The organism is Actinomyces stomatis (assembly GCF_031292835.1).
In the GTDB taxonomy this organism is placed as follows: domain Bacteria; phylum Actinomycetota; class Actinomycetes; order Actinomycetales; family Actinomycetaceae; genus Actinomyces; species Actinomyces stomatis.
In genome coordinates, this window is sequence record NZ_JASPEP010000023.1 from 31,127 (window position 1) to 44,911 (window position 13,785).

Here is a 13,785-nt window from a genome sequence, read left to right on the forward strand (position 1 = left end):
TCAGGCCGCTTGCCGCTGCACCAGGACGGCCACGGTGCGCGCGGGAACCGAGATCGTTCCGCTGGCGCGGTCGAAGCCGGTGCGGCGCACCACCTCATCGGCCCCCTCGGCCTGGATGGGGGAGAGGCGGAAGTTCCGGCCCGCCAGCTCGGGCAGCGGCTGAGTGAGCGTCTGCCCCGAGGCGTTGAAGACAGCCAGAACGGCGTCGAGCTCGGGGTCCACGTCGCTCCCACCCCGGGTGTCGTCGATGAGCATGACGATCACCCCCGCCGGCGCCCCGAAGCCCGCCCCCGGGAAGCTCAGCTTGTCCTGGATGAGGCGGGCGGACCCCAGGCTGAACAGTGGCGTCGAGGCGCGAAGCCGCAGCAGGTCCAGGGCCTGGGAACGGGCCGCCGCAATCTCCTCGGGCGAGGGCCGCAGCCAGTCGTCCTGCAGCAGCGGCCCCTGGATGCCCCAGGAGCCCTCATTGCGGCTGGCCGGCGGCAGGCCCCGCCCGAAACCATTGGACTGGCCCGTGAAGTCGATGGCATTGAACCAGTCCCCGGAGTTGTAGGAGTCCCGGTCCAGGGACTTGCTGCGCAGCAGCTCAGTGCCCGCGCTCCAGAAGGCCGGCGACTGCGCCAGCGCCACCGTGGCCAGGCACACCGTGTTCATCCGCACCCGCTCGGCCACCGGCATGCCCTGAGGCAGCTTGTAGGCCAGCAGGTCGTAGAGCGTCTCGTTGTCGTGGGCGTCGACGTAGTTGACGTTCTCCTGGGGGTGGGAGGCGAAGGCCGCCGGCGCCCCGTTGTGGATGAGGTCGATCCCGCGGCGCACCGACCCGTCCGAGATCGTCATGACGTAGTCCTTGAGATTGCCTGCCAGCCCTAAGCGCACCAGGTCCGTGCGGTGCGCCAGGTCCGCCGACTGCTCGTTCCAGCTGCGGTGGTCCAGGCCGCTGGGCTGAGTGAGCAGACCGGTGCCGAAGCCCTGGAAGACGCGGTGGTCGGAGTCGAAGGCGCCCCCGCCGTGGACCGCGTCGCGCAGGCGGTCGTTGAAGGCGCCGATCCCGGTGCCGTCGAGCTGACCCTGGGTGGCCTGCACGAACAGGGCATTGCCCGCGACCTCCCCGAAGTTCCAGCCCTCCCCGTACAGGTAGATGGAGCGGCCGTCGACGCCGTCTGCCTCCAGCGTCAGCTCGTCCAGGGCCGCCCGCACACGCTCCATGACGGCGCGTGGGTGGTGGCCCATGAGGTCGAAGCGGAAGCCGTCGACCCGGTACCAGCGCGCCCAGCGCACCACCGAGTCGACCATGAGGCGCGCGCACAGGGCGTTCTCCGTGGCCGTGTTGGCGCAGCAGGTCGAGCTCGTCACCCGCCCGACGGCGTCGAGCCGGTGGTAGTAGCCCGGCACCACCCGATCCAGGACGCTGCGCGGGTCCTGCCCGCAGGCCGCCGTGTGGTTGTAGACCTGGTCGAGGACCACCTGGAGGCCCAGGCCGTGCAGGGCCCCCACCATCTCGCGGAACTCGACGACGCGCGCCCCGCCGTCCTGGTGGTCCTCGGTCGCGTAGGAGCCCTCCGGTGCGCCCCAGTGGAGCGGGTCGTAGCCCCAGTTGTAGGCGTCGTCGTCGGCCACCTCCGCGATGGCCGCCTGCTGGTCGGTCGAGGCCGGGTGAGCGCCGTCGGGGATGTTCGGGGAGCGCTGTGAGCCGCGGTGCTCGGGGATGGTGGCGATGTCGAAGGTGGGCAGCAGGTGGATCGTGTTCATACCGGCCCGGGCCAGCTCGGCCAGGTGGCGCACGCCCGCGGAGTCGGCCACTGTGAAGGCCCGGTAGGTGCCGCGCAGCTCGGGCGGGACGGTCTCGTCGGCGGCGGAGAAGTCCCGCAGGTGGAGCTCGTAGATGCTGCGGGCCGAGTCGTTGCGGACCGCCGGCGCCCGGGTGGCGGCCCACCGCTCGGGGGCCAGATGCGGGTCGGCCAGGTCGACGGCGACCGAGCGGGTCGAGTCCGTCGTCAGCGCCGTCGAGTAGGGGTCGGTGACGATGTTGGTCTCCACGCGCCGAGTGGAGGGCACGTAGACCCGCACCTCCCACAGGTACTGGCAGCCGGCGGTGATGGGGGCGCCGGGCCGGCTCGTCCCGGCCTCGTGGCCGGGGGTGCTCGCGGCGGAGGCGGCCGGGGAGTCAGGACGGTTGGCGACGACCCAGCGGCCGTCACCCGAGCGGACCGCCGGAGTGCGTCTCGGCGGGCCGGGAACCTCGGGCACCGAGCCCAACGGGTCGCCGGTCTCCCAGGTCAGGAGGGTCACGGCCTGAGCGGTGGGTGCCCACAGGGCGAAGGAGGGGCAGCCGTCCGCGAAGGTGACGCCCAGCTCGGCGCGGGTGGCGGTCTCGGCGTAGAGGTGATCCAGGAGGATGGCGGTCTGCACCCCGGTGAAGGCGTCGAGGTGGGCGCCGCTGACGTCGGCGGTCTCGGAGGGGTCCGGGACCCCGACGTACTGGGCGATCGCGACCTGGCCGGTCAGGGCGGAGGTGACGGCGTCGTCGTCGAGCAGGGGTGTGCCGGCGGTGTCGGTCGCGCTCAGGGCGATGTAGCCCTCCAGGTGGGGGTGCGCGGCCAGGACGTCGCCGGGCAGGTTCCCGACGATACGCAGGGGCGTGACCGTCGGGGCGGGCATACCGTCCGCGCCCAGGATCCGGCCGTGGATGGCCGCGGCGCCGCCGTCGGGCGCCGTGATGAGACGCAGGGCGAGGCCGGAGTCCGGGAGGGGGTCACCGGCGTCGGTGACGACGACCTCGCGGTCCATCCCCCTGGGCAGCAACGACAGCGGCCACGCCAAGGTGGTGGGGGTGACCCAGTAGGCGCGCTGCTCCTCGCTGCCGGCCACGGGTGGGAGGGCCGCGGTGGTGTCGAGTGTGCAGGTGAGCGTGTAGGTGAAGGTCATGGTGGTGTCCTCCCGAGTGGAGGCGCCGTGGTGGGACGCCGCCGGTCCTGCCGGTCGTGTCGCGTGCGGCCCCGTGGTGCGGGGATCGGCGGTGGGACCGCTCACCTCGTAGTCTCCCCTGGGCGGTGGGGCCCTGTCAGCCCGATGGTGGAATTGTCCTGCCCCGCCTGTGGACGTCGGACCGGGCGCCTCGAGCCTGGCAGGTGGACGTCTTTGTCGCCGCCTCAGGCGCTGTGGGCCGCCTTCGTGTCCAAATCGGTGACAAAGGCTGTTCTCGGCCTCTGCGTGCCGATATAGAACCGCATGATTCCGCGGTTCTGTCGGCGGCCCGCTTGGGGCGCGGGCTTCTTTGCCGCAGATTTGGACATCCCACGTCCGCTGTGCGCAGTTCCGGTCGTATACGACTGGCCCGGCTCGCCCAGACTGTGGGGCAGACCGGGTCGGACCGTCGAGTCCCGGCTGCGGTGGCCGTCTCGTCTACTCGCTGCTCGCAGCGGGGCCGAGGTTGTCGGACGGCTCGGCGGCGCGGATCTTGCCGCCATCCTCCCCGCCGTCCTTGCGCGGTCGGCCCCGCCCACGCATGGGGGCGGCCTTGACGCCGCGTCCGGCGTCGTCGAGCGCGCGGCGCAGCAGGACCTCGATCTGGGCGTTGACCGAACGCAGGTCGTCCGCCGCCCACTTGGCGATGGCCGCGTGGACGGCGGGATCCAGCCGGAGCAGGACCTGCTTGCGCTCTCTGCCGGCCACGGCTCAGGCGTAGAGAGAGCCGGTGTTGACGACGGGCTGGGTGCGCTGGTCGGAGCAGAGCACCACCAGGAGGTTGGAGACCATCTGGGCGCGGCGTTCGTCATCCATGGTGACGATGTCGTCGGCCTCGAGGCGCTTGAGGGCCTGGTCGACCATGGACACGGCGCCCTCGACGATCTGCTCGCGGGCGGCGATGACGGCGCCGGCCTGCTGGCGCTGAAGCATCGCCTGGGCGATCTCGGGGGCGTAGGCCAGTGAGGAGATGCGCACCTCGACGATCTCCAGGCCCGCCAGTGCCACCCGGGCCGCGACCTCGGCCGCCAGCTCGGCGGAGACGAGATCCGTGCCGCCGCGCAGCGAGGTCTCGCCCGGGCCGGGCTCGTCGTAGGGGTGGGTGGTGGCCACGTGGCGCAGCGCGGACTCGGCCTGCGCCTTGATGAACTCCTCGTAGGCCTCGACGGCGAAGACGGCGCGGGCGGTGTCGGCCACCTGCCACACGACGATGGCGGCGATGTTGACGGGATTGCCGTCCAGGTCGTTGACCTTGAGCTCATGAGTCTCGAAGTTGTGGACCTTGATGGAGACCTTCCTGCCGGCGGTCAGCGGCGGGACGAGCACGAGGCCCGTGTGACGCACGGTGCCGATGTAGCGGCCGAGGAACTGACGGACGCTGGTCTCCCCGGGCACCACGACGGTGAAGCTGCTGAACAGCGGAAGGGCGATGAGGAGCCCGACGCTCCCGGCGGCGATGCGTAGCACGGCTCCCGGCTCGCCCGCGTCGGCGGCGACGCCGCCGACGATGAGGAGGGTGATCGATCCGGCGGTGAGCGCCAGGATGAGGAGCAGGGCGAGGAAGGCGGGGCCGGATCCCGCGGCCAGGGCCGGCTTCTCGGTGATGTCGACGCGGCTGGAGGCGTGCTCGGGGGCGTTGACGGGCTGGTCGGGCGCGTCAACAGGGGCGGGGGAGTCGGTGGCGTGAGACGAGGGCGTGGGCATAAGAACCTCCTTGGGGTAGCAAAATGATATCTATTTTTTGCGGAGGTGCAAGCGATACGGCCGGACTGCGCCGTCTGTGTGGGGTGGCAGGGTGCAGAGCGGGGGTGCTGAAGGCATTGCGTCATGGCCGGGGACATTCGACGCGGGCGGGTGCCGTTTCGTATGGGCGGGTGCCGTTCCACCCGGTCGGGGACAGTCGACGCCGTCGGGGACGTTTCTGTGCGGCCGGGTGCAGTTCGCGCGTGCGGGGACCGGATTCCTGTCCCTGCACGCGCAGGATGTCCCCGGTGGGAGGGAAGCGTCCCCGGCCGGGCCGACGGGCCATGCCCGCTTCCGTTTACTCCTCGCCGCGGCGCACGGCCTCCAGCATGAGGGTGGCGACATCCGTGACCCGCACGTCCGCCCCTTCAGAGGCGACGCCGTCGGAGAGCATCGTGGTGCAGAAGGGGCAGGCGGTGGCGATGACCTGCGCGCCGGTGCCGATGGCCTCGCGCGATCGTTCCACTGCGATGCGCGTCCCGATCGTCTCCTCCATGAAGGCGCGCGCCCCGCCGCCCCCGCAGCAGAAGCCCCGCTCGCGGCTGCGTGGCATCTCCACCGTGGTCGCGCCGGTCGCCTCCAGCAGCTCGCGCGGCGGAGAGTAGACCTGGTTGTGGCGGCCCAGGTAGCAGGCATCGTGGTAGGTGATCGTCGGGATCACCGGCTCGCCCGTCGCCTTACCGGGCGCCTCCCGGTTCGACGACTCCGCCGGGGTCTCGCTCTGAGGCGCTGCGCTCTCTGTGCTCTCCGCAGGAGTGTCGGCGGCCGGTGAGTCTTCGGCTGCCTCCGAGGCGGGCGTCGACGTGGCCGGGGATGCGGAGACGGATGGGTTGTCGGGCGCCGTCGAACCGCCCGCGGCCTGTGGCGGCAGGGGGCGCAACCGGCCCTCGCGCACGAGCCGGTTGAGCAGCTGGGTGTAGTGGAGGACCTCGTAGCGGCCCCCGATCTGCGGGTACTCCCGCGAGATCGTGTTGAAGCAGTGCGCGCAGGTCACCACGATCCTCTGCGCCCCGGCCTCGTTCAACGTCTCCACGTTCTGCGCGGCGAGCATCTGGTAGAGGATCTCGTTGCCGGCGCGCCGGGCCGGGTCGCCGGTGCAGGTCTCGGCGTCGCCGAGCACCGCGAAGCTCACCCCCGCGGTGTGCAGCAGCTCGGCCACGGCCCGCGTCGTCTTCTTGGCCCGGTCCTCGTAGGCGCCGGCGCAGCCGACCCAGAACAGGTAGTCGATGTCCGCGGCGCTCTCGACGTCGTCGCCGATGACCGGCACCTCGAAGTCCAGGTTCTTGGCCCAGTCCATGCGCTTGCGCGCCGGCAGGCCCCACGGGTTCCCCTTGGACTCCATCTTGCGGAACATGCCGCCGAGCTCCTTGGGGAAGGCCGACTCCATGAGCACCTGCTGGCGGCGCACGTCGACGACGTGGTCGACGTGCTCGATGTCCACTGGGCACTGGTCCACGCAGGCCCCGCAGGTGGTGCAGGCCCACAGGACGTCGGCGGGGATGACCTCGCCGGCCAGGGGGGCCGGCCGCGTGGCCACGCCCGTCTCGGTGGGGGCGGCCTTGGCGGCCAGCAGCGCGCCGAGCACGTCGCCGGTGTGGGCGGTGCCCGGCTCCAGGCCCAGGTTCGTCTCACGCGCCAGGCCGTCGTGCATGCCCAGCGCCTTGCCGACCAGCCCGCCGGAGGTGGGGCGGGAGGCCACCATCTCCTCGGTGACGTCGTCGGGCTCGACCCCCAGGGCGCTCGCGGCCCGCAGGTAGGGGGCGGCCGCGGCGTGGTGGTCGCGCAGCGCCATGACGAACAGCTTGGGGGACAGGGGCTTGCCGGTGTTCCACGCCGGGCACAGGTCCTGGCAGCGGCCGCACTCGGTGCAGGTGGAGAAGTCCAGCAGGCCCTTCCAGGTGAAGTCCTCGATACGGCCCACGCCCAGACGCACCTCGGGGCCCTCGCCGGAGTCCGCGGCCTCCATGGCCTCCTCCAGTGCGTCCATGCTGGCCTCGGTCAGCGGCTCGTCGCCGACCATGAGCGGCTGAAGCGGGCCCAGGGCCTTGGTGCCGTCCACCTCGCGGCGCGCGTAGACGTTGAGGATCGCCAGGAACCGGTGCCAGGCCACGCCCATCGAGGGCTGCAGGCCCACGACGACGAACCAGGTCATCGACAGCACCACCTTGATGGTGGCGACGACGAGGATCGCGTTGCCCAGGGCGCTGGTGCTCAAAGGGGCGAGCAGCGGGCCGGTCCAGGCAGTCAGCGGGAAGTGCGTCCAGGAGGCCAGAGCCCGCTCGGCCGGGTCGGTGGAGGCGGCCAGGAGGGCGTGCTCCAGCATCCGCAGCGCCAGCACGCAGACGACCACGCCGATGATCGTGGCCTCGACGAACTTCGCCTGGGCCGACGTCGACCCGGCGAAGCGCGAGGTGCGCGGACGCTTGCCGCCGTCGGAGTCCGGGGCGTAGGGCGGGGCGGCCCGGCCGGCCCGGGTCAGGCGCCAACGCAGGATCGTCAGCCCCACGATCCCGAACGTGGACAGCCAGGCGATGAGCTCGACGATCCAGGCCCACCAGGCGGCGTGCCCGATGAGCGGCAGCGCGAAGCTGGGGCCGCCCAGCACCTGCCCGTAGCCGGCCACGAGCGTGAGGAACAGCAGTGGGAAGGAGACCATGACCAGCCAGTGGGCGGCCCTGATGAAGGGGCGGCCCTTGAAGGCGGTGTGGCCCACGAGCGCGCCCAGCGTGAGCGCCAGGCGCCGGCCGACCGGGCGCAGGCGCTCCGGTGCGGTCGCACGGCCCACGGCCATGCGGGCGCCAATAGTGAAACAGGCGCGTGCGAAAACTGCGATACCGATCGTCGTGGCGATGACGACGATGACGACACAGACGATCTGCACGGCACTCATCGGGGCGGGCTTCCTCAGGTCTCCGAAGGCAAAGGCGGAAGCGCTGGGAGATGGCCGGTGGCGCCCCGGAGGGTCGCCTGCGCGGCACACCGTTGGCGCTTCCCTTCAGCCTACCTGTGGGTCGGCGGGGAGCTGGAAGAGGCGGCTGAAGCGCGGCAGAGGAAAAAGTGTCACGATTGGCGACTTTTCGAGGCGCGGCCGGCGGCCCCGAGCCCGGCTGGATCCCCGGAGACTAGCTCTGACCTGCGCAGACGCCGTGGTGCCGAGTGTGCGGAGGGTCTTTGCGAACGGTGTGCCGGCGGGAAAAGTCGCCAATCGTGACACGTAGCCACCAAAAAGTGCCGGCCCCGCGATGGGGCCGGCACGGATGGAGTCCTCAGCTGTTGATGGCGCGCAGCGCGTAGGGGGAGTCGGGGCGGCGGGCGCTGTACCACTTGGCGGCCTGGCGCAGCCCGAGCTCACGCACCAGGGTGACAGTGGCTCCGGAGATGATGGCGAAGGTGACGATCTCGGCCAGCTTGTAGTTGAGGAGCTGGTCCTCCTCACGCGGGGCGGGCCGGCCGGAGATCGCCCGCCAGCCGAGCGCCACGACCTTCTCGGCCACGAACCCGGAGGCGAGCGTGGCCACGGCCGCGGTCGCCTTCCACATGAAGTCGGTGGTCTGGTCGATCTCGACGGGGTCCTGTGCGCTCATTGAGTCCTCCTTGCGCCCCGGTCGGGCGGCGTCGTGGGTGCCTGCGTACTGGTGGTGGGCCGGCGGAGTCGGCCCGTTCCGTCCCGATCATGCCGCACCCGGGCCGACGGCGCAGCCAGTGTCCGCCCGCGTGGCGCCGACTGCGGGCCTGCGTGGTCGTACCTTAGGTCGCGCGTTCGCGGGGTAGAGGGTGCGAACCGGCGACCTGTCCTGCGAACGCACGGGAGGGTGAGGGGTCTCGTGGCGCGGGGCGCCTGACTGGACGAGGCAACGGGCTCACGTCCGGGCGGGGCGGATGGCGGCATTGATCTCCACGGCCAGGCCGGCGGGATCGTCGACCGTGAGGTAGAGGTGTGTGAAGCGCTCGTCCTCCAAGGTGATGACCAGCGTGTTCTCGTAGCCGGAGATGTTCCAGAACTGCGCCGTTCCGTTGGCGTGGAAGGTCCCGGAGACCTTGCCGCCCGTCTGCAGCCCGGGCACGTTCCACCCCTTGGGCTCGTGACGCAGTCCGGGGTCGTGCGTGGCGCCGCGCACGTGCACGAGCGGGAACTCCAGCCGGGAGGTGAAGGACCAGATCTTGTCCAGCCCGTGCGGCTCGACGCTCAGGGAGGTATCGGTGATGGTAACGGTGTTGCGGCTCATGATGTCTGTTCCTTTCGTGGGCAGGTCGGCTGGGAGGTGTGCTTCTGGCTGGTGCTGGCGGGGTCGGTGCAGGCTATGCCGGCGGCGAGACCGGTGCTGTTGAGTCCGACGCCGTAGCGCCGGCTCGCTCCAGCAGGCGTCGGCCGAGCGCCTCGGCGGTGACGCCCGCCTGGTGCAGGGTGGTGACGAGGGCGTCGCGCACGGCCGGGTCCCAGGGGGCGAGCTCCATGAGCGCCACAAGGACCAGGTCGAGCTCGTCACGGCCCGCCCCTGCGGAGTCGGCGGATTCGCTCCGGGTGGCCCCGGGGATCAGAGCGGTCAGCGCGTTGGTGAGGCAGTGCTGGAAGAGTCCGTCCTTGGAGCCGAAGACCCCGTAAAGGCTGGCGCGGTTGACGCCGGTGGCCCGCACCAGGTCGTCCACGGAGGCTCCGGCGAAACCGCGCTCGGCGAAGACTGCTGTGGCGGAGTCGATGGCTTCGTTCTCAATGAATGTTCGTCGTCGTCCCATGAATCCAGAATAGACATTCTGGAACGCTCGGTCAAGAACGTTTGTTCTGAAATCTGTGGCTGAGGGATGCCGGGGGATGCTGTTCCGCTCAGCCGATGAGCTCCGTCTGGGCGCCGAGGACCAGCAGCGCGTACAGCACGGCGAAGACGCCGGCGACGGCGGCGCAGGCCAGGGCGGGGCGGCGCCGGTAGGTCAGGACGGCGACGTACTCGCGCAGCCAGGCGTTGACGATGTAGAACCAGGCCGTGCGCGCCGGCGCCACCGCCCACGGAACCCCCATGTCGGAGGCGAGGATCGCGGTGCGCACCGCGTGGAAGGAGCTCGTCACCAGCAGCACCTGCGGGTCGACCATGCCGCGCTCAGCCAGGAGGTCACGGGTGCAGGAGATGTTCGTGCGGGTCGTCGTCGAACGGTCCTCCAGGAGGATCCGCTCGGGTGGGACGCCGCGGGCGATCGCGTAGTCGGCCATGGCGCGCGCCTCGCTGATCGGCTCGTCGGGGCCCTGTCCACCGCTCATGACCAGCAGCGGCGCTCCGGGGCGCAGGGCGTCCTCATCGCGCCAGGCCTCGATGCCGCCCTGGATCCGTGAGCCCAGCAGCGGCCCGACCTTCCCGTTGATGAGCCCGGCGCCATGGACCACGACGACGTCGGGGTGCGGCACGGTCCGGCGCCCGCCCCAGATCCGCTGCACCACCGTCTGGCCCAAGAAGATGAGGAGGAAGACACCCAGGTAGGCGCAGGCGCAGAACATGAGCGCGGCGAGCAGCAGGGCCCAGGGGTTGGCGGTGGCCACCAGGGCGGCGGCGGTCATCGGCGTGGCGATGAGTCCCAGGCCGGCCGCCAGGCACAGCAGGTTGCTCAGGCGCCGGCCCTCGCGGCGGATGAGGACGACGCCGTTGAACATGAGCAGGAACGGCATGAGGGCGATGAGCAGGAAGAAGGTGACGCTGCCCAGTCCCACCGGGACCTTGAGGGCGGGGATGAGTGAGGCGAGGTGGAGCAGTGCTCTCACTGCGGTACCGGCCAGGAGCATAAGAAGGAGACCGTTGCGCAGCCGGCGATTGTCGCGGCGCCGTGAGAGCTTGAGGAGCCCCCACCACAGCGCCAGGGCGGTGATATCGATCAGCGGAACGGGGAGGAGCCAGGGGGTGCTCATGGGGTGGGCTCCTCTCGTAGGACAGGGGCTGGATTTTCTTAGGTGCGGGGGAGGTGGTCTCTTCCCGGCACGGCGCGGGGTGGTGGGTGCCGGCGGGCCGGCGCTCATCATAGGTATGGAGCCGGCGGGTGCCGCCTTGCGCTCACGCGATCAGGCTAGGAGGCGGCCACCGGTGAGCGGGAGCGTCGTGGGGATGATTCGTGGGAGCCGTTCCTCCGCCCTTCGGATGAAGGCGCCGCATCCGGTTCCTCCCCAGGGGGAGGTCGCCGAGCCCGCCTGCGCGGGAAGCTCACACCACGATCTAACGCACGGGTCTGCCCGGGTGAGTGCGGTCGTAATCGGCCTGAGCGTGGGCAATGTCCTCCCGGTGTGCCAGCGACCAGTCGGCGAGGGCTTTCAGCAGATGTGTCAGACTCGCCCCCATCTCGGTGAGGCGGTAGTCGACCTGGGCGGGAACCGTGGGGTAGACCGTGCGGCGCACCAGCCCGTCGCGCTCCAGACGCCGCACCGTCAGGGTGAGCATGCGCTGTGAGATGCCGCCGACGGCGCGCTGCAGCTGACGGAAACGCAGTGGACCGCGCGTCAGCTCCACGATGACCAGCAGAGACCACTTGTCCCCCAGTCGGTCATGAACCGCCCGGATGCCAGGATCCTCGCGGTGTGCCTGGGTGCAGCGCTCCAGAGGTGCCGGATTGGGATTGCCGGTGGTCACATCGCTGTGCGTCGGTGACAAGAAACTGCCTCCTTGTAGGTGCGTGCGCGATGCCTCAGGCTCATGCGCAGAAGGTTCGGTGGCCGCGGGAGCCGGCTTCCGGAGCGCGGTTAAGTCTGAAGGAGCCTACTCATGATCATGGTGACCGGTGCGAGTGGACGGTTCTCCTCAGCCGTCCTGGCGGAGCTGAGCGCTCGCGGCATTCCGGCGGTGGGCGGCAGCCGCACGCCGTCGGCGGGGCAACGGCATGTTGACTTCAGCGTCCCGGACAGCCTGGACTTCAACGGCGTCGACATCCTGCTGCTGGTGCCCGCCGGGGCGCAGGAGGACGACCGGCAGATCGCCTTCAACCGCGCCGCCATTGAGGTCGCGGCGCGCGACGGTGTCTCCCATCTCGTCTACACGAGCCTCACCGGCGCGGGCGACCACCTGTCAATGGCGCTGCCGCACCGGATCACGGAGCGAATCATCATGGCCAGCGGCATGACATGGACCATTCTGCGCAACGGTGTCTACGCCGAGATTCTCGGTGCCCCGCTCTCGTGGGAGAGACAGCAAGAGGAGCCGGCGAGGATCGTGTCGCCGTTGGGAGACGGGGCTGTGGCTGCGGTGGCACGGCAAGACCTGGCCTGCGCGGCGGCTTCCGTCCTCAGCGACCCGGGTAGGCACGAGAGGAAGGTCTACGAGTTAGTGGGAAGTAGAGCGGTCTCCACCGCCGACGTCACAGGCCATTTGGGCTGCGAGGTGAGAGACATCAGCCTGGGCGAGTACCGGCAGCTGCTTGCCGAGGTTGGAATGCCGGCCTTCCGCCAGTCCTTGATGCTCTCGATCTCCAGCGTCATCAGGCACGGGTTCCTGGCCGGAACGAGTGGCGACCTCCCCCGTCTGCTGGACGGGGATCCCATGGATCCGCTCGGTGCCGCAGCCGAGGCTCTGGCTGCTCGGCGCGCGGTCGTACCTTAGGCTGCGCGTTCGAGGGGTAGAGGGTACGAACGGGCGACCTACCCTACGAACACGCGGGAGAGTAACGCGGCAGGGTGATGGGTTTCGTGGTCCGGGCTGCCGGAGTTGGTGTCGGCGGGCGGCCTCGAACTACAGTTGACCTGCAACGACAGGGGAGCGCCCCGTCGCCGGCCCGGCCGCACTGGCTGATGGGCCGCCGCCGACGGCGCTGAGAGTGCGGAAGCCCGCAGACCCTCGAACCTGCTCCGGTTAGTACCGGCGAAGGAAGTCGAGACCATCTCCCCGGCGCGCCGCAGGTGGTCGCCGGGCCCTCCGGAGAACCATCCAGGAGGCACACATGAGCATCCAGTCCACCCGCCGTCCCGGCCGGCCCCATCCGGCCCTCAGCCGCCGCGCCCTGCTTGCCGGAACCGCCGCAGGCGCCGTCGGCCTGAGCCTGGCCGCCTGCGGCAAGAGCAAGAAGACCGACTCCAAGACCGTCACCGTCGTCACCCACGACTCCTTCCACGTCTCGGAGGACCTCCAGAAGGCCTTCACCTCCGAGACCGGCTACACCCTCAAGGTCGCCACCTCCGGGGACGCCGGCGCGCTGGTCAACAAGCTCGTCCTGACCAAGGACGCGCCCCTGGGTGACGCCGTCTTCGGCATCGACAACACCTACGCCACCCGCGCCCTCGATCAGGGCGTCATCGACACCTCCGCCACCGTCACCCTGCCCAAGGGGGCCGAGAGCTACGTCGTCGCCGACACCCCGGCCCTGGCGCCCATCGACGTCGGCGACGTCTGCCTCAACATTGACACCGGCTACTTCTCCGGCAAGGGCCTCAAGCCCCCGGCCACCTTCGAGGACCTGGTCAAGCCCGAGTACAAGGGCCTCCTCGTGGCCATCAACCCCACGAACTCCTCTCCCGGCATGGCCTGGCTGCTGGCCACCATCGGCCACTTCGGCGCCGGCTCCTTCGCCGACTACTGGAAGAAGCTCATCGCCAACGGAGCCCGGATCGCCGAGGACTGGACCGCCGCCTACGAGACCGACTTCTCCGGCAGCGGCAAGGGCACCTACCCCATCGTCGTCTCCTACGCCTCCTCGCCTTCCTTCACGGTCTCGAAGGACAACAGCTCCAGCTCCACCTCCGCCCTGCTGGAGACCGCCTTCCGCCAGGTCGAGTACGCCGGCGTCCTCAAGGGTGCCGCCAATCCCGAGGGCGGCAAGGCCTTCGTGACGTGGATGCTCTCCAAGGCCGTCCAGGAGGACATCCCCGGCCAGATGTACATGTACCCGGTCCTGCCCGACGCCACTCTGCCCGAGGCCCTCACCAAGTTCGGGCCGCTGTCGAAGTCGCCGGTGAAGGTCGACCCCAAGGAGATCACCGCCCACCGTGAGGAGTGGCTCAACTCCTGGACCGGGGCCGTCGGCAAGTGAGCGCGCCGCGCGAGGAGACTCCAGGGGCCGACGTCGCCGCGCCAGCCGACGCCGGAGCCTCCCCGGTGCCGGCACCGGCATCGGGGGCGG

The 13,785-nt window shown here is 70.6% G+C and carries 11 protein-coding genes; 2 read left to right on the plus strand and 9 right to left on the minus strand.

From position 1 onward, the window contains the following. The 9 genes from pulA to RIV12_RS10825 all read right to left on the minus strand — a co-directional run bounded on the left by pulA (nt 1) and on the right by RIV12_RS10825 (nt 11,330). Entirely contained in the window at nt 1-2,925 is a 2,925-nt protein-coding gene (gene pulA, locus RIV12_RS10785) for a pullulanase-type alpha-1,6-glucosidase (protein WP_309323802.1), read from the minus strand. 477 nt (nt 2,926-3,402) lie between these two features. Further along, on the minus strand, nt 3,403-3,672 hold the full coding sequence (locus RIV12_RS10790) for a type II toxin-antitoxin system antitoxin (protein ID WP_309323782.1): 270 nt from the start codon (nt 3,670-3,672) through the stop codon (nt 3,403-3,405). A 3-nt stretch (nt 3,673-3,675) separates the two neighbouring features. Then, on the minus strand, nt 3,676-4,668 hold the full coding sequence (locus RIV12_RS10795) for an SPFH domain-containing protein (RefSeq protein ID WP_309323783.1): 993 nt from the start codon (nt 4,666-4,668) through the stop codon (nt 3,676-3,678). Nucleotides 4,669-5,005: 337 nt separating this feature from the next. After that, entirely contained in the window at nt 5,006-7,597 is a 2,592-nt protein-coding gene (locus RIV12_RS10800) for a heterodisulfide reductase-related iron-sulfur binding cluster (RefSeq protein WP_309323785.1), read from the minus strand. 376 nt (nt 7,598-7,973) lie between these two features. Continuing rightward, nucleotides 7,974-8,291, minus strand: a complete 318-nt coding sequence (locus RIV12_RS10805; protein WP_309323787.1) for a DUF4235 domain-containing protein — start codon at nt 8,289-8,291, stop codon at nt 7,974-7,976. Between the two features lie 276 nt (nt 8,292-8,567). Further along, on the minus strand, nt 8,568-8,933 hold the full coding sequence (locus RIV12_RS10810) for a hypothetical protein (RefSeq protein WP_309323788.1): 366 nt from the start codon (nt 8,931-8,933) through the stop codon (nt 8,568-8,570). A gap of 73 nt (nt 8,934-9,006) precedes the next feature. Continuing rightward, the gene (locus RIV12_RS10815; protein WP_309323790.1) at nt 9,007-9,441 is read right to left on the minus strand and encodes a TetR/AcrR family transcriptional regulator; all 435 of its coding nucleotides are present in this window, start codon (nt 9,439-9,441) and stop codon (nt 9,007-9,009) included. An 88-nt stretch (nt 9,442-9,529) separates the two neighbouring features. Continuing rightward, on the minus strand, nt 9,530-10,597 hold the full coding sequence (locus tag RIV12_RS10820; RefSeq protein ID WP_309323792.1) for a YdcF family protein: 1,068 nt from the start codon (nt 10,595-10,597) through the stop codon (nt 9,530-9,532). A 301-nt stretch (nt 10,598-10,898) separates the two neighbouring features. Beyond that, nucleotides 10,899-11,330, minus strand: coding sequence for a winged helix-turn-helix transcriptional regulator (locus RIV12_RS10825; protein ID WP_309323794.1), 432 nt, complete (start codon nt 11,328-11,330; stop codon nt 10,899-10,901). Nucleotides 11,331-11,441: 111 nt separating this feature from the next. Between RIV12_RS10825 and RIV12_RS10830 the strand changes: the two genes are divergently transcribed. Continuing rightward, nucleotides 11,442-12,272, plus strand: coding sequence for an NAD(P)H-binding protein (locus tag RIV12_RS10830; RefSeq protein ID WP_309323796.1), 831 nt, complete (start codon nt 11,442-11,444; stop codon nt 12,270-12,272). A gap of 337 nt (nt 12,273-12,609) precedes the next feature. Next, nucleotides 12,610-13,695: a thiamine ABC transporter substrate-binding protein gene (locus RIV12_RS10835; protein ID WP_309323798.1), complete on the plus strand. Its 1,086-nt coding sequence runs from the start codon at nt 12,610-12,612 to the stop codon at nt 13,693-13,695. Nucleotides 13,696-13,785 lie beyond the last annotated feature (90 nt).

What these genes read in the sequence shown, in the direction of transcription:
- RIV12_RS10835 (WP_309323798.1), top strand. Translation starts at nt 12,610, where the DNA reads ATGAGCATCCAGTCCACCCGCCGTCCCGGCCGGCCCCATCCGGCCCTC.
- RIV12_RS10810 (WP_309323788.1), bottom strand. Translation starts at nt 8,933, where the DNA reads ATGAGCCGCAACACCGTTACCATCACCGATACCTCCCTGAGCGTCGAG.
- RIV12_RS10815 (WP_309323790.1), bottom strand. Translation starts at nt 9,441, where the DNA reads ATGGGACGACGACGAACATTCATTGAGAACGAAGCCATCGACTCCGCC.
- pulA (WP_309323802.1), bottom strand. Translation starts at nt 2,925, where the DNA reads ATGACCTTCACCTACACGCTCACCTGCACACTCGACACCACCGCGGCC.
- RIV12_RS10805 (WP_309323787.1), bottom strand. Translation starts at nt 8,291, where the DNA reads ATGAGCGCACAGGACCCCGTCGAGATCGACCAGACCACCGACTTCATG.
- RIV12_RS10820 (WP_309323792.1), bottom strand. Translation starts at nt 10,597, where the DNA reads ATGAGCACCCCCTGGCTCCTCCCCGTTCCGCTGATCGATATCACCGCC.
- RIV12_RS10800 (WP_309323785.1), bottom strand. Translation starts at nt 7,597, where the DNA reads ATGAGTGCCGTGCAGATCGTCTGTGTCGTCATCGTCGTCATCGCCACG.
- RIV12_RS10795 (WP_309323783.1), bottom strand. Translation starts at nt 4,668, where the DNA reads ATGCCCACGCCCTCGTCTCACGCCACCGACTCCCCCGCCCCTGTTGAC.
- RIV12_RS10830 (WP_309323796.1), top strand. Translation starts at nt 11,442, where the DNA reads ATGATCATGGTGACCGGTGCGAGTGGACGGTTCTCCTCAGCCGTCCTG.